This is a genomic window from Lysinibacillus sphaericus, assembly GCF_001629735.1.
GTDB classification, from domain to species: domain Bacteria; phylum Bacillota; class Bacilli; order Bacillales_A; family Planococcaceae; genus Lysinibacillus; species Lysinibacillus pinottii.
In genome coordinates this window covers 2,330,067-2,349,398 of the sequence record NZ_CP015224.1, presented here as the reverse complement: position 1 = coordinate 2,349,398, position 19,332 = coordinate 2,330,067, and the positions used below count along the sequence as shown (strand labels likewise).

Here is a 19,332-nt window from a genome sequence, read left to right as displayed (position 1 = left end):
GTTATAATGTAGAAATGGAAAAGACTTAACGAGAAAGAAGGGATAGCTATGGCACGAGGTGTTTACATTCATATTCCTTTCTGTCATCAAATCTGTAATTATTGTGATTTCAATAAATTTTACTTTAAAAATCAACCAGTGGATGAATATATAGAAGCTCTTGGAAAGGAAATGGCGCTTGCAACGCAAAAAAATCCCGAAGGCTTTCGTCATATCGAAACAATTTTCTTAGGTGGGGGAACACCCACAGCATTATCACCACAGCAATTGGACAAACTTCTAACATTAATTCATACGTATATTCCAATGAATAGTGTGACAGAATTTACATCAGAGGCTAATCCAGATGAATTGTCTGCGGAGAAATTGCAAGTTTTGTTTGATGGCGGTGTCAACCGACTAAGCATGGGCGTGCAATCCTTCAATCAAGAACTGTTACAAAAAATCGGACGCACACATAGTAATGAGCATGTGTATAAAACAACAGCTTTAGCTAAAAAAATCGGCTTCCAAAATATTAGTATTGATTTAATGTATGGATTGCCAGGACAAACGATGGCCCAATGGAAGGACTCATTAGAAAAAGCATTGGTCCTTGATTTGCCTCATTTTTCTGCGTATTCCCTTATTGTGGAGCCAAAAACGATTTTTTATAATCAGTACGCAAAAGGAAAGCTCCTTTTACCAACAGAAGATTTAGAAGCAGATATGTACGATGTTTTAATGCAGCAAATGGAATTGCATGGTCTCCAACAATACGAAATTAGTAATTTTGCGAAGCCTGGTTATCATTCAGAACATAACAAGATTTACTGGGATAATGACGAATATGCTGGCTTTGGTGCTGGTGCTCATGGATATCTAGCAGGTGTACGCTACTCCAATCATGGACCATTAAAAAAATATATGGAAACTGTTTTGGCGGGGGAGCTTCCAATTGTCCATGAGCATGAGGTATCGCAGGCTGAAAAAAGAGAAGAACAAATGTTTTTAGGACTGCGTAAAACAGATGGAGTTAAGCACAGAATATATGAAGAAAAGTTGAAAACACCAATCGTAGCTCATTATGATTCTGTTCTGAAAGAGCTAGTATCAAAAGGACTTTTAGAACATGATGATATAGGTGTTCGACTCACAAGAAAAGGACGTTTTGTGGGGAATGAAGTATTTCAACAATTTTTGCTAGAAGAATGAGCGATATCGTTGACATAAATTGTGGGATTTGATAATTTAATAATAGTATTAGCACTCCTCTTGGTTGAGTGCTAACAGAGGTGATAATCATGCTAACAAATCGGCAGTTACAGATTTTGCAAGTAATTATAGATGACTTTATTTTATCTGCACAGCCGGTAGGTTCTCGCCAAATCTCCAAAAAACAAGGGATTACATTTAGTCCAGCCACAATTCGAAATGAAATGGCGGATTTAGAGGAATTAGGCTATTTAGAAAAAACACACACTTCCTCTGGTCGAGTGCCTTCGGAAAAGGGTTACAGATTTTATGTAGATCATTTGTTGAGTCCTCAAGGTATTAATTCGAGAGACATTCAACAGATCCAATCGATTTTCAATGATCGACTTGTAGAAGTAGAGCATATTATCCGAAAGTCAGCCAATATTCTATCAGAGCTGACATCTTATACTTCCATACTATTAGGGCCTGATGTTCAAAGACATCGTGTCAAAAGATTTTCGATTGTACCACTGTCTAGTGATACAGCAGTAGCGATTATCGTGACGAATAATGGACATGTTGAAAATCGCTTATTTAATTTACCACCTGATTTTACCGCTTCGGATTTAGAAAAAATGGTCAATATCTTGAATGATCGCTTAATAGGTGTGTCATTAGAAGAGCTCCATAAAAGCCTTGAAGCTGAAGTGTTGGCAGTATTACAGCAACATGTACAATCAGCGGATGATTTTATCCACGCACTCGTAACAGCGACAATGCATAATTCAGAAAGTAAAATTTTCTATGGTGGTAAAACGAATATGTTTAACCAACCTGAGTTTCATGATTTAAATAAAGTCCGTATGATATTGGACTTAATGGAAACGACCAGCCAAGTGCAGTCACTATTCCATCCAAATGAATCAGGAATTCATATTCGAATAGGCTCAGAAAATAAACAGCTAGAAATGGAAAATTGCAGTGTCATTACCACTACTTATTCTATTGGTGATGATCAACAGGGGGCCATTGCTATTATTGGTCCAACACGCATGGATTATAAGCGTGTGGTGGCATTATTAGACGTAATACGCTTGGACTTAACACAAGCATTTACGAAGAATCGTAGTGAATGATAATGAGGAGGATTCAAGTGACGGAAACAACTGAAAACAAAGATTTAGTACAAGGGGATGTACAAGCAGAAACGGCAACAGAGGAAGTAGAACGTTCAGAGGTTCAAGAGGAAATTGAATTATCAGTGGAAGAGCAATATGAGGCGAAGCTTGCTGAATTACAAGCAAAGCTAGATGACGAGGAAAACCGACATTTACGCCTACGTGCAGATTTCGATAATATGCGTCGTCGTCAACAACTAGATCGTGAGGCTGCTGAAAAGTACCGAGCGCAAAGCTTATTATCTGATTTATTGCCAGTCCTTGATAATTTTGAGCGTGCATTACAGGTGGAGACAACTTCTGAAGAAACTGCATCTATTATTAAAGGAATTGAAATGGTGTATCGCTCATTGCTAGAAGCTACAGAAAAAGAAGGCCTGCAAGTGATAAAAGCAGAAGGCGAGCAATTTGATCCAAATATCCACCAAGCTGTTATGCAGGAACAGGATAGTGAAAAAGAAACGGGTGTAGTCTTACGCGAGCTACAAAAAGGATATATCTTAAAAGATCGTGTGTTACGCCCAACAATGGTATCTGTGAACGAATAGTCTTAGCACTATTTAGTCAATTAAAATTAGTGAAAAAACGCATCCCGTGCGTCGAATTAATAGGAGGAAATTTTAATGAGCAAAATTATTGGTATTGACTTAGGAACAACAAACTCTTGCGTTTCTGTACTTGAAGGTGGCGAACCAAAAGTAATTCCAAATCCAGAAGGTAATCGTACTACACCATCTGTTGTTGCATTTAAAAATGGCGAACGTCAAGTTGGTGAAGTAGCAAAACGTCAATCAGTAACAAACCCAAACACAATCATTTCTATTAAATCAAAAATGGGTACAGCTGAAAAAGTGACGGTGGAAGACAAAGATTACACTCCACAAGAAGTATCAGCTATGATTCTTCAATATTTAAAGGGTTATGCAGAAGATTACCTAGGTGAAAAAGTGACGAAAGCAGTAATTACAGTTCCTGCTTACTTTAACGATGCACAGCGCCAAGCAACAAAAGATGCTGGTAAAATCGCTGGTCTAGAAGTAGAGCGTATCATCAATGAACCAACGGCTGCAGCGCTAGCTTATGGCTTAGATAAACAAGATCAAGATCAAAAAGTGTTAGTATTTGACCTTGGTGGTGGTACGTTTGACGTATCGATCCTTGAGTTAGGTGATGGTGTCTTTGAAGTATTAGCAACAGCTGGTGATAACAAACTAGGTGGGGATGATTTCGATGACGCGATTATCGAATATCTAGTAGCAGAATTCAAAAAAGAAAATGGCATTGATTTATCAAAAGATAAAATGGCGATGCAACGTTTAAAAGATGCTGCTGAAAAAGCGAAAAAAGATTTATCTGGTGTAACATCCACTCAAATCTCTTTACCGTTCATTACTGCTGGTGAAGCAGGTCCTTTACACTTAGAAATCTCTTTAACTCGTGCAAAATTTGATGAAATTACATTACCATTAGTAAATCGTACAGTTGGTCCAGTACGACAAGCATTATCTGATGCAGGTCTTTCAACTTCTGAAATTGATCAAGTTATTTTAGTTGGTGGTTCTACTCGTATTCCTGCAGTACAAGAAGCAGTACGTAAAGAAACTAACAAAGAACCTCACCGTGGTGTAAACCCAGACGAGGTTGTAGCAATGGGTGCTGCAGTACAAGGTGGCGTATTAACAGGTGATGTGAAAGACGTTGTATTACTTGACGTAACACCACTTTCACTTGGTATTGAAACAATGGGTGGCGTGTTCACAAAATTAATTGACCGTAACACGACAATCCCAACTTCTAAATCACAAGTATTCTCTACAGCGGCTGACAACCAACCAGCAGTAGATATTCACGTACTTCAAGGTGAACGCTCAATGGCGGCAGACAACAAAACATTAGGTCGCTTCCAATTAGCTGATATTCCACCAGCACCACGTGGTGTACCTCAAATCGAAGTAACTTTCGATATTGATAAAAATGGTATCGTATCGGTAAAAGCGAAAGACCTAGGTACAAACAAAGAACAAACAATTGTAATTCAATCTGATTCAGGTTTATCAGAGGCAGAAATTGAACGTATGGTAAAAGACGCAGAGGCTAATGCTGATGCAGATGCTAAACGTAAAGAAGAGGCAGATCTTCGCAACGAAGCTGACCAATTAGTATTCCAAGTGGATAAAACAATTACTGACCTAGGTGAACAAATTACAGAAGACGAGAAAAAATCTGTAGAAGATGCTCGTGATGAATTGAAAAAGGCACTTGAAGCTGGCGAATTAGAAGGCATTAAAGCAGCTAAAGAAAAATTAGAAGGTGTTTTACAGCCATTAGTTATGAAAGTTTATGAACAAGCGGCAGCAGCTGCTCAAGCAGCACAAGGCGGAGAAGCAGACGCTGGTGCTGGTAAAAAAGATGATGGTGTTGTAGACGCTGATTTCGAAGAAGTAAAAGACGATAAATAAGAATTAAAAGCACAGTAAAGTGAAAAAGCCAAAGACCGCTTGCGGCTTTGGCTTTTGTCATGAAGTAAGGTTATGGAACTAGTAAAGGTACCAATTAAGGAATACTTGCATACGTTAACACTGCTAGGAAGTAGTAAAAACCTCAAATTTATAGAGCGATTACTCGAAAAAATAAGGCAGTTTTATCGACTGCATGTTACAATAGATTTTATGCAAACAGAGCGGAGTGTGAATCATGGAGAAACGCGATTATTACGAGGTGCTTGGCCTAACAAAATCGGCAACAAAAGATGAAATCAAAAAAGCATACCGTAAATTATCAAAGCAATATCACCCTGACCTTAATAAAGAGCCGGGTGCAGATGAAAAATTCAAAGAAATCGCTGAAGCATATGAAGTATTAAGTGATGATCAGAAAAAAGCACGCTACGACCAATTTGGTCATGAGGACCCAAATGCTGGCTTTGGTGGTGGCTTTGGAGGCGGCGGCTTTGGCGGCTTCGAGGATATTTTCAGTTCATTCTTTGGCGGAGGTGGACGTCGTCAGGACCCAAATGCGCCACGCAAAGGTGACGACCTGCAATATCGCATGAATATTAAATTTGAAGAAGCTATTTTTGGGAAAGAAACAGAAATTGAAATTCCTAAAGATGAAACTTGCGAGACTTGTCATGGCTCAGGAGCAAAGCCTGGTACGCAACCTGAAACATGTTCGACATGTAATGGCGCTGGCCAAATCAACCAAGCAGTGGATACACCATTTGGTCGTATGATGAACCGTCGTTCTTGTACAACTTGTCATGGTACAGGGAAGATCATTAAAGAAAAATGTTCAACTTGTCGTGGAGAAGGAAAAGTTCAAAAACGCAAAAAAATTAAAGTGTCAATTCCAGCTGGTGTCGATGATGGTCAACAAATTCGTGTATCTGGTCAAGGTGAGCCAGGTATAAACGGTGGACCAGCAGGGGATTTATATATTATGTTCCGTGTTCAAGGTCATAATGATTTCGAACGTGATGGGGATGATATTTATTTCGAGTTGAAATTGACATTCCCGCAAGCTGCACTTGGAGATGAAATTGAAGTACCAACTGTTCACGGTAAAGTAAAACTACGCATTCCAGCCGGAACACAGTCAGGAGCTCAATTCCGATTAAAAGACAAAGGTGTAAAAAATGTTCATGGCTATGGCATGGGCAACCAGTATGTTACCGTGAAGGTGATGACACCAGAGAAGTTAACGGAAAAACAAAAGCAATTATTACGAGAATTTGCAGAAATTAGTGGCGATATCCCTGAAGAGCAAGGAAGTTCACTATTCGATAAAATTAAGAAAAAATTCCAAGGTGAATAATTAGAGGAGCTGAAGAGCTACGTGAAGTGGTCAGAATTATCCATTCATACAAAAAATGAAGCGGTAGAAGCAATTTCGAATATTTTGCATGAAGCAGGAGCAAGTGGTGTTGTTATTGAAGATTCTGCAGAGTTTGCGAAGCCCCGTGAAGATCAATATGGTGAAATTTATGCACTAAATGAAGAGGATTTCCCGAAGGATGGCGTCATTGTTAAAGCTTATTTATCAGAGTCTAGTTTCTTAAATGAAACGGTCGAGGAGATTAAAGCAGCTATTACGAATCTAACGAACTTTAACATTGATATCGGTGAAAATGTAGTATCCATTGTTGAGGTCAACGAAGAGGATTGGGCAACTGCATGGAAGCAATACTACCATCCAGTTAAAATTTCTGAACGCTTTACCATTGTCCCTACATGGGAGCAATATACGCCTGTTTCTACAGATGAATTAATTATAGAATTAGATCCAGGGATGGCATTTGGTACAGGAACACACCCAACTACAGTCATGTGTCTACAAGGACTTGAAAAGGTCATTAAAGAAGGGGATACAGTTGTTGATATTGGAACAGGGTCTGGCGTATTGTCTATTGGAGCGGCATTACTTGGGGCTAAAAATGTGCATGCCCTTGATTTAGATGAGGTAGCAGTTCGCTCAGCACAAGAAAATGTTGCCTTAAATAAAGTAGAAGACAAAGTAGCTGTTTTCCATGGAAATTTATTAGACACTGTTAAAGAACCAGCAGATGTGGTTGTCGCAAATATTTTGGCAGAAATTATTATGTCCTTCACTGACGATGCATTTACCATTGTGAAACCAGGTGGATTATATGTCACTTCAGGCATTATCGGTGCCAAACGCGATGATGTTAAAGTAGCTCTTGAGGCTTCAGGCTTTATGATTGAAGAAGTATTATTAATGGAAGATTGGGTAGCGATCATTGCCCGTCGTCCACTATAACTTGACGGAGGAAGCGCCAAATCGTAAGCCATGTGCTGGTGATTTGGTGCTTTATTTCTTGCTAGAAAGGACTGTGGAGCATGCAACGTTATTTTATTGAAACAGCCATAGAGAATGCACGTATTAGCGGAGAAGATGCACGGCATATTGAACGAGTGATGCGCATGAAACAAGGCGATCAGATCATTGTTGTTGCACAAAATATTGCTCATATTTGTAAGATTACAGGCTTTGAAGGTGATGAGGTAGCGATTGACGCTACGGGCGAAACAATCCCTTCTTCTGAGCTACCTATTCAAATAACAGTAGCTTGTGGCTTACCAAAGGGTGATAAGCTAGAGCTGATTACACAAAAAGCGACAGAGCTTGGCATGTTTGCCTTACTGCCATTCGAAGCTGAACGCTCAATTGTGAAATGGGACAAGAAAAAAGGGGCTAAAAAGCAAGAAAGATTGCAAAAAATTGCAAAAGAGGCGGCTGAACAAGCCCATCGTACACATATTCCAGCGGTGTATGAACCTGTTACATTTAAACAATTGTTACAAGATATAGACCAATTTGATGCCGTTTTTATTGCAGACGAAGAGGATGCAAAGGCTGAGAAACGCACCAGATTTGCGGACAAGCTTAAACTTGTGCATGAGAAAAAATTAACATCAATCCTTATTATATTTGGTCCAGAGGGTGGCATTTCTCGTAAAGAGGCAGAGGCCTTGTTACAAGCAGGTGCTCAAACCATGTCTTTAGGACCAAGAATTTTACGAGCAGAAACAGCACCACTGTATGCGTTGTCTGCCATCTCATATGAATTTGAATAATACTGAGTCATATATAAATTCTTTCATGAGGAGCAATAAGAAGGCCACCTAATATTAATTTAGGTGGTTTTTTTATGGGTTTCCCACTACGGTAAAAGGAGTGGAATCAAATTCATAAAAAATTTAGGCGCAAAAATTCCAAATAAAATATGTAAGAGAACAAGTTCAATGTCCATATATAGTTTTTATTGCTACATATTCTAGCGATAGGAGAGCTCACTAAAACTATAAATTGAAAAGAGGTAATTTTTTTGAGTGAACAATTTGATAGTCAGATTCAACCTTGTCCAGTAACATCAACAGAACAAATTCCATTGACGAATGATTTTACGCCACTGGTTGCTACTCCAGTAACAGCGCCAACTATTAAAATTCCAGTTGTACTGGCAGAGCCAACTTTACAAATCGTTGTAGAGTCAGATATTACACTTACTCCGGCAGCAACTGAAATCAAAAGAGTCAAAAAACATGTCTTTCTAAATCAAGTGAAGCTAGTACCAGTTAGCTTTGCACGAATTGCTGGCACAGACTTCTTTAGAGTAACAAGAGCTAAATTATTTGTAGCAGGACATATTCGTAAAAATATCGAATATGCTGCAGCAGCATGTAATGGGGCACTTCGAGATAGAATTGCAGATGTTCCGTTTTCAGGATTTACAGATCTTACTTTCCCACAAACGATTGGAGGCTCAACACCCATTTTAGGAATTTCCGAGTTTGCGGAAGCGAACTTCCTGAATGAAGCTACTCAAATGGATGCTCGTCTAGATAAGGCTTTCTTCCAAAATCTTGTGAAATACAATGAACAACCATTTGGGGAATTAGTAGCAGCGAACTTCTTTGAGCTTGATTTTTCACCAATTATGGCAGCGCCAGAAGGTACTTTCAGCACATTACGTGAAAAAATCGTATTAGAATTAACTGTGAAAGTATTACAAGTTCAACAAATTCGTTTGGGAGCTGGAAGTAGCGTAGTAACGCCTGTTCTTCCAGGACTTACACCACCAGCTTCACCAATAGTTAATCCTACGCCTCCTTCAGAATTTTGTTAATCTCAAATATTGAATAGAGTCATAACAGGGCACTAATAAAAATTCATTATTTTAGCTGGCAGTTGAAAGTTCGGATGTACTCGAACTTTTAACTGCCTTTTACATCTAAAAAAGGAATAAAGCCATAAACATATGACCCCGAGGATACTGTGACAAAAGGGAAAATCAAGCATACTATAAATTGTAATGAGAATGGTAATCTTTACATTAATAACGTTGTTCATAGTGTTGTAAATGTACTTAATATTGTTTAGGAGTGAATAAATGAATACTCCATGGATTAACTTTAGAGAAATGAGAGAAGTATCCACTAAGCTAAATAAATACTCTGATTGGGCGTATCAAACAATAGATGATGAATCTCCAGCTAATCAAGAAGAAAGCAATACGCTGCTTAGGGATATAAAAGATGAGATTAGGCTTGGAGAGGAATCACCAGATCCTGTAGCCTCCAATCAGGACATACCTAGTTCCGTAGAAACGTTTGTTGAGGTAGATAACAAGCTCCAGCTTTGTAGCAATGAGAATCCTTTGGAGGACCATGTACTATCCGATCTAGACTTAGCAATACCTAAAGAGGAATTTCAAAATAGTGAACAGCACCTTGATAAGGAAATAGCTTTAACAGACCTATCAGATGCCAATGAAGACCTATCCATTTCAACCATTGAGGGAGAAATCGAACCCTCCCCAGACATGAAAGAGGGGACTGTAGAGGAATCGATTGTAACAGAGATTGTACCCGAACCTACAGAAACGACGGTTGAGGACATTGATGAATTTCCTTCTGACCGTGATGAATCCCAAGTGGAAAAACAAGATTTAGCAATTCACTCAGATGTTGAATCCACAGTTGAACATAAATGGCATTTTGAGAGGACAGGGAATTCGGAGAAAAACAATCCTACTTCTAAATCGTTGGATGGGGAGATATACTCCATCACCCAAAAATGCTTGTTTTCTACGTATGTAGAAATTCATGATTTTCTCCATGCTCCTATTTATGGCGAACATGTTCAAAATACTACATTTGAATTTCTAAACGTAAAAGATCCCTTAACTCCACAGCTTGAAACAAAGCTTATCCAAACGACAACAGATTACCCTGAACATCCTGAATGTCGTTTAGTTCGTTCAGACATCAATCAATTGATTTCAATCATGCAAACTGATAAGAATGATAAAAATAATGGGCAGCATCAATCCTTTCAATCAGTGGTCACTCCCTTACATCATTCACCATCAATTAAAAAAGGGGAAGCCACCTTAAACGAATCTGATTTAATACATATTCGAGTACCTGTTATAGTTGGGGAATATAAAATTGAAATATGTCTAGAAGAGATTATGGCATTTGAAAAAGGGATTGTAGGGGTGAAAGAGATCTCGAATGAAGTAGTACTCACCAATTGTAGATTTATACCTATTCGTTTATCCCAATCATTTGGAAATGGAACATGTACAGCGAAATATGGAAAATTATTGATAGAAGGCTATATACAGCAGAGTATTGAATATACAGCTTTAGATACACAAAATGCCTCAACAACTTATGCCAATCAATTATGTCAAAATATAGTATTAGATTTAACGATTCATATGATACAAGTACAAAAAATTCGGGTTCTATATGACAGTCTGTACTCTGGACAATAAAAGAATTTCATTCAGTATAAAAGTTCGTTTTCTAATATATACGTCCATGTATAGATTTAATTGCTACATATTCTAGCGATAGGAGAGCTCTCTAATACTAAAAATGAAAAGAGGAAATTTTTTTGAGTGAACAATTTGAAAATCAAAATCTACCTTGTCCTGTAGCATCAACGGAGCAAATACCATTAACAAATGAAATTACACCAGTCATTACTACACCGGTTTTGGCACCCACTATAAAAGTTCCAGTTGTGCTGGCAGAACCAACATTGCAAATCGTTGTAGAGTCAGATATTACACTTACTCCGGCAGCAACTGAAATCAAAAGAGTGAAAAAAAATGTATTCCTAAATCAAGTGAAGCTAGTACCAGTTAGCTTTGCGCGTATTGATGGTACAGACTTCTTTAGAGTAACAAGAGCTAAATTATTTGTAGCAGGACATATTCGTAAAAATATCGAATATGCTTCATCAGCATGTAATGGAGCACTTCGAGATAGAATTGCTGACGTCCCATTTTCTGGTTTTACAGATCTTACTTTCCCACAAATAATTGGAGGCTCAACACCCATTTTAGGAATTTCTGAGTTTGCAGAAGCGAATTTCCTGAATGAAGCTACTCAAATGGATGCTCGTCTAGATAAGGCTTTCTTCCAAAATCTTGTGAAATACAATGAACAACCATTTGGGGAATTAGTAGCAGCGAACTTCTTTGAGCTTGATTTTTCACCAATTATGGCTGCGCCAGAATGTACGTTTAGCACATTGCGTGAAAAAATTGTATTAGAATTAACTGTGAAAGTATTGCAAGTTCAACAAATCCGTTTAGGCGTAGGAAGTAGTGTTATAACACCAGTACTATTCGGACTCACACCTCCTACTAGCCCTTGATCATTGCTAGTTAAAAATGATAAAGACAAATAAACCAATAAAAGGGGTTGCCCATATTCCAGGCAACCCATTTATTGTTCATTATTTAACTGTCTCTAAAACACGTACAAATTGTCCTTGTGAATGTGGGTAGCCTGCTTGTGTAATTTTCACCTTTACAAGCTGTCCGATGAGACTTTCAGGACCCTCAAACACTACTTTTAAGTAATTATCTGTATAGCCCGTTAAAAGGCCTTCCTCTTCACTACCATCATGAACAAATTCTTCGGGAATAACTTCTAACACCTGATCTTCAAAGCGAGAAGCATACTCTTTAGCTAGCTGATCATTTAGTGAGATGAGTCGGTGTACACGCTCATTTTTAATGTCTTCATCAATTTGATCCTCCATACGTGCAGCAGGAGTTCCTGTACGTGGAGAGAATGGGAAAACATGTAATTCGGAGAATTTATGATCACGAATAAAGTTGTACGTATCCATAAATTCTTCTTCAGTCTCACCAGGGAAACCGACAATTACATCAGACGTGACAGCTAAATCAGGTAAAGCCTCATGTAATTTTGTTAAACGTTCGCCGAAAAATTCCATAGTATATTTACGACGCATACGTTTTAACACAGTATCCGATCCAGATTGAATAGGAATGTGTAAGTGATTTACGACAATTTTAGATTCACGTAATACGTCAATGACTTCATCAGTCAATTGGCTAGCTTCAATGGACGAAATACGGAGACGCTTTAATCCTGTAACATTGGCTTCTAAATCACGTAATAATTGGGCAAGGTTATAATCCTTTAAATCTTGTCCATAGCCACCAGTATGAATACCTGTCAGGACTATTTCAAGATAGCCTGCATCTACTAATTGCTGTGCTTGATGTAATACTTCTTGTGGATCGCGAGAACGCATTAAGCCGCGTGCCCACGGAATAATACAAAACGTACAGAAGTTATTACAGCCCTCTTGTATTTTTAAGGAAGCACGTGTGCGGTCTGTAAATGCAGGTACATCTAACTCCTCATACACACGATTTTTCATAATATTACGTACAGCATTTATTGGCTGACGCTCAGCACGATATTGGTCAATATAACCAAGTAATTTTGTACGGTCCTGCGTACCAACAACAATATCGACTCCAGGAATCGCCATAATTTCTGCTGGCGAAGTTTGTGCATAGCAGCCTGTTACACATATAACTGCATCTGGGTTTTGGCGGATTGCTCGACGAATCACCTGACGTGACTTCTTATCCCCAGTGTTAGTAACTGTACATGTATTAATGACATAAACATCCGCCTGCTGATCAAATTCAGTGCGATCATAGCCTTCATCTTTAAATAGTTGCCAAATGGCTTCTGTTTCGTAGTGGTTCACTTTACAACCTAACGTATATAGAGATACGGTTTTCGTAAGCTCGTAACTCATGATTTAATTCATCCTTTCAATTGCACTTTGTACCTGTGCTAAATAGCTTTTGAGTATATTCGATACTTGAATTATGATAACATAAACTGTTTAAAATCAATACATTAAAGAACCTTTAAACTCGTCCCGAAGATTAAAAAACAACAAAAAAGAAGGACAGAATTTATTATTCTGTCCTTCTCATTGCTATTTATATAATCAATCTAATTATTCTGTTTATCGTTATAATGATAACGTGTAGCTGTAGATTGTCCTGTCTTTACAATAATCTCACGTTCAATTAGTTCACTTAGTAAAGTGAAGATACCATCACGAGTTATGTTAGTAGCCTTTTGCAAATCCGAACGTGAAGCGGGTCCGTTTTCTTTGAGATATTCTATTACAGGACCTTCGTAATTTTTGTATTGTTTTTTAGTTGGTGCAGAAGATTTGCTTTGCAAAAGTGATTTATACGCAAATGTATGGGTAATACCATTTTTAAAAGTAATGGATTGGACACGTTTATCAATAACAACAATATTATCAATGATCGTTTGCATAAAATCTGATAAGGCTTCTCGACCTACTATTTTGGATAATTCGCGGTAATCAACTTGTCGGGCTTGCTGCATTTCTTTAGTTATTAAAAAGTGTTGAGCGTAGTCGATGAATACATCGCTGGTTTTATCATCGTTTTTTTGTTTCAATATATTGATTTCATCATCAAGTTCTTCTAATCGTTCTTGAAGATCACGTTTCTTAAAAATATATTCCTTTTGGCTAATAGCATCTTCTTCTTCACCGAAATAGTATAAATCCTCTAAGCGTTTGAGTGCTCTTACAAATTTAGTTTTTTCTCTTTGCAAACGTTCAATTTCAATATTAGGTATTTCAATCTCATCTTTAGTATTGAGCGAGTATTCTTGTCCAGACATATTTCCAGTTAGGGCGAAGTGGGTTTCTTTCAAAGATTCATTATCGACACCAACTACATCAATAAAAGAATTACCACGTAGTAGGGCTCTTTCCATGTCTCGTAAAGAGTGTTTAGGTGTTATGCGTTCTTGTAGTCTAATTAAGTTAGAGACATAGTTAAAAATAAATGGTCCAATAATTATGTCACTAACGTAATTGCTGCATCGTTTTGCACCGCCTGATGTAACGCATGTATAACGAGAGGGACGATAGCCATCTTTACGAGCTGCATCTAATCCAGCGGTAAGTAGTGAGTTACATTTTCCGCAATACAACATCTTAGAAAAAATATGTTTATGAATATCTGCACGTTGGACATCAGTTAATCCTCTATAATTGTCAGATAGCAATTTGTTTACGCGCTCGAATTGTTCCTTTTCAATAATGCCAGGGTGGTTATTTTCAACTACAACCCATTCTTCTTTGTTTTTAAGCCTTCTGCTACCTCCACTTTCCCGCATGTTATAGCGGTATGTACCGATATAGAAAGGGTTGCGTAAAATGTCGCGGACAGTCTTGGCTGTCCACTGACCATTACGTTTTGTAGCTATTTTTTCCTCGTGCAAACGGTATGCAACTTTTAATGTGGACCGTAATGATTCGTATGAATTATATATATATTGAATAATTTTTGATTCATCAGGATCAATAACTGGAAACTTTTCTTCCTCTGACCATACATATCCAAAGGGGACTGTTGCTCCATTCCACAGTCCTTTTTCGGCACGCGATAACATAATTGAAAATACGCGTTCAGCAGTCAGTTTCCTTTCTAATTCAGCAAAAACGAGGATGATTTTTAACATAGCTTCGCCCATTGCTGTTGATGTATCAAATTGTTCGTTTTTTGAAACGAAAGTAACTTTGCAATCTTTCAATTCCTCATACATTTCCGAAAAATCTTTGAGGTTCCGTGATATTCTATCAATCTTCCATACGAGTAAGTGTGTAAATTCTCCACTTCTTATACGCTTCATCATTTCTTGATATTTGGGACGATCAGTATTTTTTGCTGAATATCCTGCATCTTCGAAAATTACCACTTCTTCAATATTCAAAGCGTATTTAGCATAATTCTCTAACTCTTGTCGCTGGAAGGGTAAAGAGTCTTTATCAATTTGATGCAATGTACTTACCCGTACATATAATGCTGCCTTTTTCAATGACATAGCTCCTTTCATTTAAAGACAAGAGCAAGAAAACTAGTAAGCTCTTTCATATAGTATATTAATCATGGAATGAACAAGATTTCAATAGTATTGTGGTTAAATCCTTATTTATATTAAAAAATAGAAAATCTTTGAAAAAGAGGAAAAATGACAGTAATTACATTGTGTCAAAAAACTACAAAATACGACATGAATCAGTATATCTTAAACGGAGGAAATGTATATTGAGGAAAATATTTCTTCATATGTCGAAGGTAGTCGTACAAAAGGATTAGGAATTTTAGGTATTTGGATATAAAATATTATTAATCCAATAATGTCGAATATTGTCATTATTGAATGTTTTTAGATACATAATTTATGATTGGATAAGAACGTATGTTCTTGTATAATGAAGTAAAAGGTGGTTAAAAAGCATAGAGAGAAAATGACTGTTGTACATAAGTGGTAGGAATTAAGCAAAATAACAATAGAGGTGATTGTATGCCGGTAAAAGATGAGTTACGACAAAGATTTATAATAATGACAGAGAATTATCAGGGGAATAAAATGAAGGAACATTCTGACATCATCGAAAAGGTATTACAAATTGACAATGAAAAAGCATTAGGGCTATTAAATAATTTATCAGATAAGTTTGTAAAAAAAGCAACTCACGATTGAGTTGCTTTTATTTGTTTTTATTAATAGTTTTTAATAATTGGAGAATTAGTTCGGATTCATGATCTTCTAATTTTGAGATTTCTTTAAGTATATTCAATGTTTGTTCAGTACCAGTTACTAATAAATTTCCTAACGATTCATGTAACTCATCTTCATATGATTTTTGATAAAACATATCACCTTTTCCAGAACGAAGCCATTCTTCATTTACATTGAATTCGATGCAGATCAATTTATACATGGTTTCAGTAATACTATAAGTATTTAATTCCATTTTACTAACAGCGGTTTTAGTTATTCCTAACCTTTTACCAAATACCTCTTGGTTTAAATTAAGAGATGTCCTTAGTTCTCTAATTCTCTGATTCAATTAATTTTCTCCTAGATTTTAGCCTCAGTAATCTATAAAACTCTGCTATTTTTCTTCAACCATGGTTTCCAAAAATCTTAAAAAAGCTTGTAATTGGTTCTCGTTTAATTTATTTGCCATAATAATCAGTTCTTTAATTTTTTCATTTCCATTTAAGGTAGCTTCCGCAAGTATCTCTGCAAATTGGTCGTCAACTGTAGGTTCTAAAAACATAATCCCTTCACCTGAACGAAGCCACTCTTCATTTACATTAAATTCTCTACATAAATGCTTAATAAAAAGCTCTGTTGGTTCAACTCTAGCTAACTCGTAAGAAGCTATAACATTTCTGGTAACTGAGAGTCTACTACCGAAATCCTCTTGTGAAAGTTTGGTATACTTCCTTACTATTTTAATTCTTTCACTAATCATTTTAACACCCCTTTCATTCTAACCATTGAGACTAGTTTACCTTATTATGTTTGTGTCAACAAGCACACTTTTAAAATATTTTGTGTTTACAAACAAAAATATAGATGTTATATTGTGTTTATAGACACAGAAATGTTTGGTGAATCTTCTAAAATGATGAAGAAGATTAAGAAAGGAGAGATTTATATGAAAAAAATAAAAGATAGCAAAAAAGAAGAGGCAATGAAACGTGTGTTTCAACTAATGCTCCAACTGAATGAAAATCAGTTAACCATGACAGAAGGTGTCATGACAGGAATGATGCTAGAACATAGTTTAAAAAAACCAGATAAAGTTTCGTAGTTTCCTAGAGGGCAATCTATTGAAAAAATGTACAAAAGCAAAAGGCATTTGCGAGTACATAACTCGCTCATGTCAAACAGCTTGTAAAAGAAAGCTTAATTAGTAGTCTTTATCATTTTTTACAAGCTGCTTGATGTGATTCATCATACATAAAAATTAATGCGCTGTTATACCGAGCCAATGACGGTGTAAATAAATAGAATTTATAGCTTATAAGACGGTAGCAACGTCAAATCATTTTCAGGAGGTAAAAAATGAAAGTTATAGAGAACACTCGACTAGAAAAAATCAAAAAGGCATTAGAAAAATACGGAATTTACAGTGAGGAACAGTTGAAAGAAGCGATTAAAAATATGAAACCTTTAAATATAGGATGTATGGTTTCACCTGTTCCGCCAAAGAAAGTATTGGAGGGACAAGAATGTTAGAACAATTACAACATGCTTATGGACATGCATTGAAAAATCTAGTGTTTGTGGATTTTGTGAATAAGAAAATAATAGGTGGATTTGAAGTTCTGGAGCTGGAGTTAGCAAAAGAAAATGCTTGCTGTAAGGACTTGATGACAGCTATTAATTACCATTTTCACAAAGGCCACTTTGATTTAGCAAAGGAACGGATCAATGCTCTGACAAAAAGAGTTGAGTATATCCAACGGTTAGAAATGCAGGTTATAACACATCGAAGAAATAAAATGTTTGAGATTGCTAGTCATTTACGCAAACAAGGTAAATCGGCAGATGTGGTGAGCTATGATGCAAAACCTAATTAAAGGCATAAAAAAACTGCTTAATCGTTGGAGCGATTAAACAGCATGTAAAACCTGTAAATTAACTGATTTCAATTACTAACTACTGGACATAGTTAGTAAACTTAAAACCTTTGCCGTACTTATGAAGGGTACGGCTTTATTTGACTATTGCCAAACACCTTACTGCTAGTATAGCAACTTTCATGGCAAACAGTCAATTAGCGTCCTTGTAATGGATATTAGATTTATGACGAAATCCAAAAAATAACAAGGATACTAGATTACTAATACATCGGGAGAGAGTAGCCATGAAGAATAAACAGCATAAGGTCAAACATGTTTTAGCAGCATATGAAGATGCATTTGTTGAGACAGAATTAACAAAAATGCATGAAGATAGCTTACTAGATAGGGCTATTGCGGGATACCGTGTGAAAAGTATTTGGTGTGGATCAGTTTTAGAGGTGGAGGCATACCCGTATTGGGAGATACCTCAAAAGAAACGTGTAAAAACGGATAAAAACAGTAGTAAGGCACAAGAAAAGTTAAATGAAAAAAACAGACAAAAACATGTAGTGAGATTACTGAATACAAATTTTCGGCCATTTCACGATTTATACATGACATACACGTATTCGGACAAGCATGTACCTAAAGACTATGAGCAAGCCAAAAAAGATATGTCAAATCTAATAAAGCGTATGAAGTATTGGCTGAAGAAACAGGAGAAGTATGCAGATTTTGAATTGAAATATTTATACACAACAGAACATACACGAAACGGCCAAAAAGTCCGAGCGCATCATCATATGGTCACAAACTTTCCAGATAGAGAAGTAGCCGAAGAACTATGGAATAGTGGGCGAGCTAGATCAGAACGTTTAGTAGATGATGATTTAGGTTTTAAAAAGCTAGGGGAGTACCTAGTTAAAGAAAAGGGAGAAAAGACAAGAAAAGGATATACACCTTCGCGCAATTTAGATAAGCATACTAAAGTGACGGTATCAGACACGAAATTAACTCGTAGACGCGCTGCTAAAATTGCAACAGAAGAAATTGGAGCGCAAGAAATCTTTGAAAAAATGTATAAAAATTATCAATTCAAACAAATGAATGTGTCATTTTCTGATTACGTAAGTGGTGCATATTTATATGTGCAAATGAAGCGGATTGATAGGTCTGTCAAAAGAAAAGTAAATAGCGGAGGAGATAAGGATGGAGAAGAAGGATCATCACATTGAAATGATTCAGGAAGGGCAAATGAATATTTTTGAAGCGGATTACCAGAAGAAGGAACAGGAGGAGTTAAAAATGGTTGAACAAGCGATGGCGAAATTAAGTGCAGAACTTAGAGTGGAAAGAGTGAATCCATACGTAGCGGCAGTGGGGAATTTTCTAATGGATTTTTTGGAGGACAATCCATCTTCTGCTGAAAAGTTTTTGGCTGAAGGTAAAACAATTATTGGCAGTATGAAGGAAGTGCGTAATGAAGCTCAAAAGGTGCAAGTGAATAATTGTGGAGTATTAACAAGTGAGCAAGGTTTTCACATTGTACTTAAATACTTTGGTATTAAACCAACAGGTAGCGTGGCAACTGATAAAAGTACTTCAAATCATACACCAAAAGAATCAGTTGCTACTTCAAGACCTGCACAGCGGTTTGAAGCATCACTGGATGAATTTTTATAAGGGGTG

The 19,332-nt window shown here is 36.8% G+C and carries 20 protein-coding genes; 16 read left to right on the top strand and 4 right to left on the bottom strand.

All coding sequences use genetic code 11. From position 1 onward, the window contains the following. Positions 1 to 48: 48 nt before the first annotated feature. From hemW to A2J09_RS11460, 10 genes are all read left to right on the top strand, one after another. On the top strand, positions 49 to 1,194 hold the full coding sequence (hemW, locus tag A2J09_RS11505) for a radical SAM family heme chaperone HemW (RefSeq protein ID WP_012295330.1): 1,146 nt from the start codon (positions 49 to 51) through the stop codon (positions 1,192 to 1,194). An 89-nt stretch (positions 1,195 to 1,283) separates the two neighbouring features. Beyond that, positions 1,284 to 2,312: a heat-inducible transcriptional repressor HrcA gene (gene hrcA / locus A2J09_RS11500; RefSeq protein WP_031417050.1), complete on the top strand. Its 1,029-nt coding sequence runs from the start codon at positions 1,284 to 1,286 to the stop codon at positions 2,310 to 2,312. Positions 2,313 to 2,329: 17 nt separating this feature from the next. Next, the gene (grpE, locus tag A2J09_RS11495) at positions 2,330 to 2,902 is read left to right on the top strand and encodes a nucleotide exchange factor GrpE (RefSeq protein ID WP_036162196.1); all 573 of its coding nucleotides are present in this window, start codon (positions 2,330 to 2,332) and stop codon (positions 2,900 to 2,902) included. Positions 2,903 to 2,977: 75 nt separating this feature from the next. Further along, positions 2,978 to 4,813, top strand: a complete 1,836-nt coding sequence (gene dnaK, locus A2J09_RS11490) for a molecular chaperone DnaK (RefSeq protein WP_012295327.1) — start codon at positions 2,978 to 2,980, stop codon at positions 4,811 to 4,813. A 235-nt stretch (positions 4,814 to 5,048) separates the two neighbouring features. Beyond that, positions 5,049 to 6,167: a molecular chaperone DnaJ gene (gene dnaJ, locus A2J09_RS11485; RefSeq protein WP_012295326.1), complete on the top strand. Its 1,119-nt coding sequence runs from the start codon at positions 5,049 to 5,051 to the stop codon at positions 6,165 to 6,167. Positions 6,168 to 6,188: 21 nt separating this feature from the next. After that, positions 6,189 to 7,130, top strand: coding sequence for a 50S ribosomal protein L11 methyltransferase (prmA, locus tag A2J09_RS11480; RefSeq protein WP_031417048.1), 942 nt, complete (start codon positions 6,189 to 6,191; stop codon positions 7,128 to 7,130). Positions 7,131 to 7,210: 80 nt separating this feature from the next. After that, the gene (locus A2J09_RS11475) at positions 7,211 to 7,948 is read left to right on the top strand and encodes a 16S rRNA (uracil(1498)-N(3))-methyltransferase (RefSeq protein ID WP_012295325.1); all 738 of its coding nucleotides are present in this window, start codon (positions 7,211 to 7,213) and stop codon (positions 7,946 to 7,948) included. A gap of 251 nt (positions 7,949 to 8,199) precedes the next feature. Next, positions 8,200 to 9,000 (top strand): CsxC family protein, encoded by an 801-nt coding sequence (locus A2J09_RS11470; protein WP_012295324.1) that lies wholly within the window; start codon positions 8,200 to 8,202, stop codon positions 8,998 to 9,000. Positions 9,001 to 9,264: 264 nt separating this feature from the next. Further along, positions 9,265 to 10,656, top strand: a complete 1,392-nt coding sequence (locus A2J09_RS11465) for a BC_2427 family protein (protein WP_012295323.1) — start codon at positions 9,265 to 9,267, stop codon at positions 10,654 to 10,656. A 122-nt stretch (positions 10,657 to 10,778) separates the two neighbouring features. After that, positions 10,779 to 11,546: a CsxC family protein gene (locus A2J09_RS11460; RefSeq protein WP_012295322.1), complete on the top strand. Its 768-nt coding sequence runs from the start codon at positions 10,779 to 10,781 to the stop codon at positions 11,544 to 11,546. A gap of 81 nt (positions 11,547 to 11,627) precedes the next feature. Here the strand turns inward: A2J09_RS11460 and mtaB are convergent, their stop codons facing one another. Together mtaB and A2J09_RS11450 are read right to left on the bottom strand one after the other, a co-directional pair. Continuing rightward, the gene (gene mtaB / locus A2J09_RS11455) at positions 11,628 to 12,977 is read right to left on the bottom strand and encodes a tRNA (N(6)-L-threonylcarbamoyladenosine(37)-C(2))-methylthiotransferase MtaB (protein WP_036162193.1); all 1,350 of its coding nucleotides are present in this window, start codon (positions 12,975 to 12,977) and stop codon (positions 11,628 to 11,630) included. Positions 12,978 to 13,180: 203 nt separating this feature from the next. Next, entirely contained in the window at positions 13,181 to 15,100 is a 1,920-nt protein-coding gene (locus A2J09_RS11450; RefSeq protein ID WP_375142649.1) for a recombinase family protein, read from the bottom strand. Positions 15,101 to 15,583: 483 nt separating this feature from the next. Here A2J09_RS11450 and A2J09_RS11445 point away from each other — a divergent pair, with 483 nt between their 5' ends. Continuing rightward, positions 15,584 to 15,763: a hypothetical protein gene (locus A2J09_RS11445; protein ID WP_036162191.1), complete on the top strand. Its 180-nt coding sequence runs from the start codon at positions 15,584 to 15,586 to the stop codon at positions 15,761 to 15,763. 7 nt (positions 15,764 to 15,770) lie between these two features. Here the strand turns inward: A2J09_RS11445 and A2J09_RS11440 are convergent, their stop codons facing one another. Together A2J09_RS11440 and A2J09_RS11435 are read right to left on the bottom strand one after the other, a co-directional pair. Next, positions 15,771 to 16,133: a helix-turn-helix domain-containing protein gene (locus tag A2J09_RS11440; RefSeq protein ID WP_036162189.1), complete on the bottom strand. Its 363-nt coding sequence runs from the start codon at positions 16,131 to 16,133 to the stop codon at positions 15,771 to 15,773. 45 nt (positions 16,134 to 16,178) lie between these two features. Next, positions 16,179 to 16,544 (bottom strand): helix-turn-helix domain-containing protein, encoded by a 366-nt coding sequence (locus A2J09_RS11435; protein WP_051563287.1) that lies wholly within the window; start codon positions 16,542 to 16,544, stop codon positions 16,179 to 16,181. 186 nt (positions 16,545 to 16,730) lie between these two features. On the opposite strand from A2J09_RS11435, the gene A2J09_RS23750 reads away from it, so the two are divergent. The 5 genes from A2J09_RS23750 to A2J09_RS11420 all read left to right on the top strand — a co-directional run bounded on the left by A2J09_RS23750 (position 16,731) and on the right by A2J09_RS11420 (position 19,326). Continuing rightward, a complete protein-coding gene (locus A2J09_RS23750) occupies positions 16,731 to 16,886 on the top strand; it encodes a hypothetical protein (protein ID WP_155726286.1) in 156 nt (51 codons plus the stop codon). Between the two features lie 254 nt (positions 16,887 to 17,140). Next, the gene (locus A2J09_RS23745) at positions 17,141 to 17,314 is read left to right on the top strand and encodes a hypothetical protein (RefSeq protein WP_012295315.1); all 174 of its coding nucleotides are present in this window, start codon (positions 17,141 to 17,143) and stop codon (positions 17,312 to 17,314) included. Further along, positions 17,308 to 17,658, top strand: a complete 351-nt coding sequence (locus A2J09_RS11430) for a hypothetical protein (RefSeq protein ID WP_012295314.1) — start codon at positions 17,308 to 17,310, stop codon at positions 17,656 to 17,658. Before A2J09_RS23745 ends, A2J09_RS11430 begins: the two co-directional genes overlap by 7 nt. 287 nt (positions 17,659 to 17,945) lie before the next feature. Beyond that, positions 17,946 to 18,878 carry a rolling circle replication-associated protein gene (locus tag A2J09_RS11425; protein WP_012295313.1) on the top strand — a complete coding sequence of 311 codons (933 nt, stop codon included), beginning with the start codon at positions 17,946 to 17,948 and terminating at the stop codon, positions 18,876 to 18,878. Continuing rightward, positions 18,853 to 19,326 carry a hypothetical protein gene (locus A2J09_RS11420; RefSeq protein WP_051563285.1) on the top strand — a complete coding sequence of 158 codons (474 nt, stop codon included), beginning with the start codon at positions 18,853 to 18,855 and terminating at the stop codon, positions 19,324 to 19,326. The genes A2J09_RS11425 and A2J09_RS11420 overlap by 26 nt, the downstream gene beginning before the upstream one ends. The last annotated feature ends 6 nt before the right edge of the window (positions 19,327 to 19,332 follow it).

Coding starts and splice junctions, on each gene's coding strand:
- A2J09_RS11435 (WP_051563287.1), bottom strand. CDS start 16,544: ATGATTAGTGAAAGAATTAAAATAGTAAGGAAGTATACCAAACTTTCA.
- A2J09_RS11430 (WP_012295314.1), top strand. CDS start 17,308: ATGTTAGAACAATTACAACATGCTTATGGACATGCATTGAAAAATCTA.
- hemW (WP_012295330.1), top strand. CDS start 49: ATGGCACGAGGTGTTTACATTCATATTCCTTTCTGTCATCAAATCTGT.
- A2J09_RS11420 (WP_051563285.1), top strand. CDS start 18,853: ATGGAGAAGAAGGATCATCACATTGAAATGATTCAGGAAGGGCAAATG.
- hrcA (WP_031417050.1), top strand. CDS start 1,284: ATGCTAACAAATCGGCAGTTACAGATTTTGCAAGTAATTATAGATGAC.
- dnaJ (WP_012295326.1), top strand. CDS start 5,049: ATGGAGAAACGCGATTATTACGAGGTGCTTGGCCTAACAAAATCGGCA.
- mtaB (WP_036162193.1), bottom strand. CDS start 12,977: ATGAGTTACGAGCTTACGAAAACCGTATCTCTATATACGTTAGGTTGT.
- A2J09_RS11475 (WP_012295325.1), top strand. CDS start 7,211: ATGCAACGTTATTTTATTGAAACAGCCATAGAGAATGCACGTATTAGC.
- A2J09_RS23745 (WP_012295315.1), top strand. CDS start 17,141: ATGAAAGTTATAGAGAACACTCGACTAGAAAAAATCAAAAAGGCATTA.
- A2J09_RS23750 (WP_155726286.1), top strand. CDS start 16,731: ATGAAAAAAATAAAAGATAGCAAAAAAGAAGAGGCAATGAAACGTGTG.
- A2J09_RS11445 (WP_036162191.1), top strand. CDS start 15,584: ATGCCGGTAAAAGATGAGTTACGACAAAGATTTATAATAATGACAGAG.
- dnaK (WP_012295327.1), top strand. CDS start 2,978: ATGAGCAAAATTATTGGTATTGACTTAGGAACAACAAACTCTTGCGTT.
- A2J09_RS11450 (WP_375142649.1), bottom strand. CDS start 15,100: ATGTCATTGAAAAAGGCAGCATTATATGTACGGGTAAGTACATTGCAT.
- A2J09_RS11465 (WP_012295323.1), top strand. CDS start 9,265: ATGAATACTCCATGGATTAACTTTAGAGAAATGAGAGAAGTATCCACT.
- A2J09_RS11425 (WP_012295313.1), top strand. CDS start 17,946: ATGAAGAATAAACAGCATAAGGTCAAACATGTTTTAGCAGCATATGAA.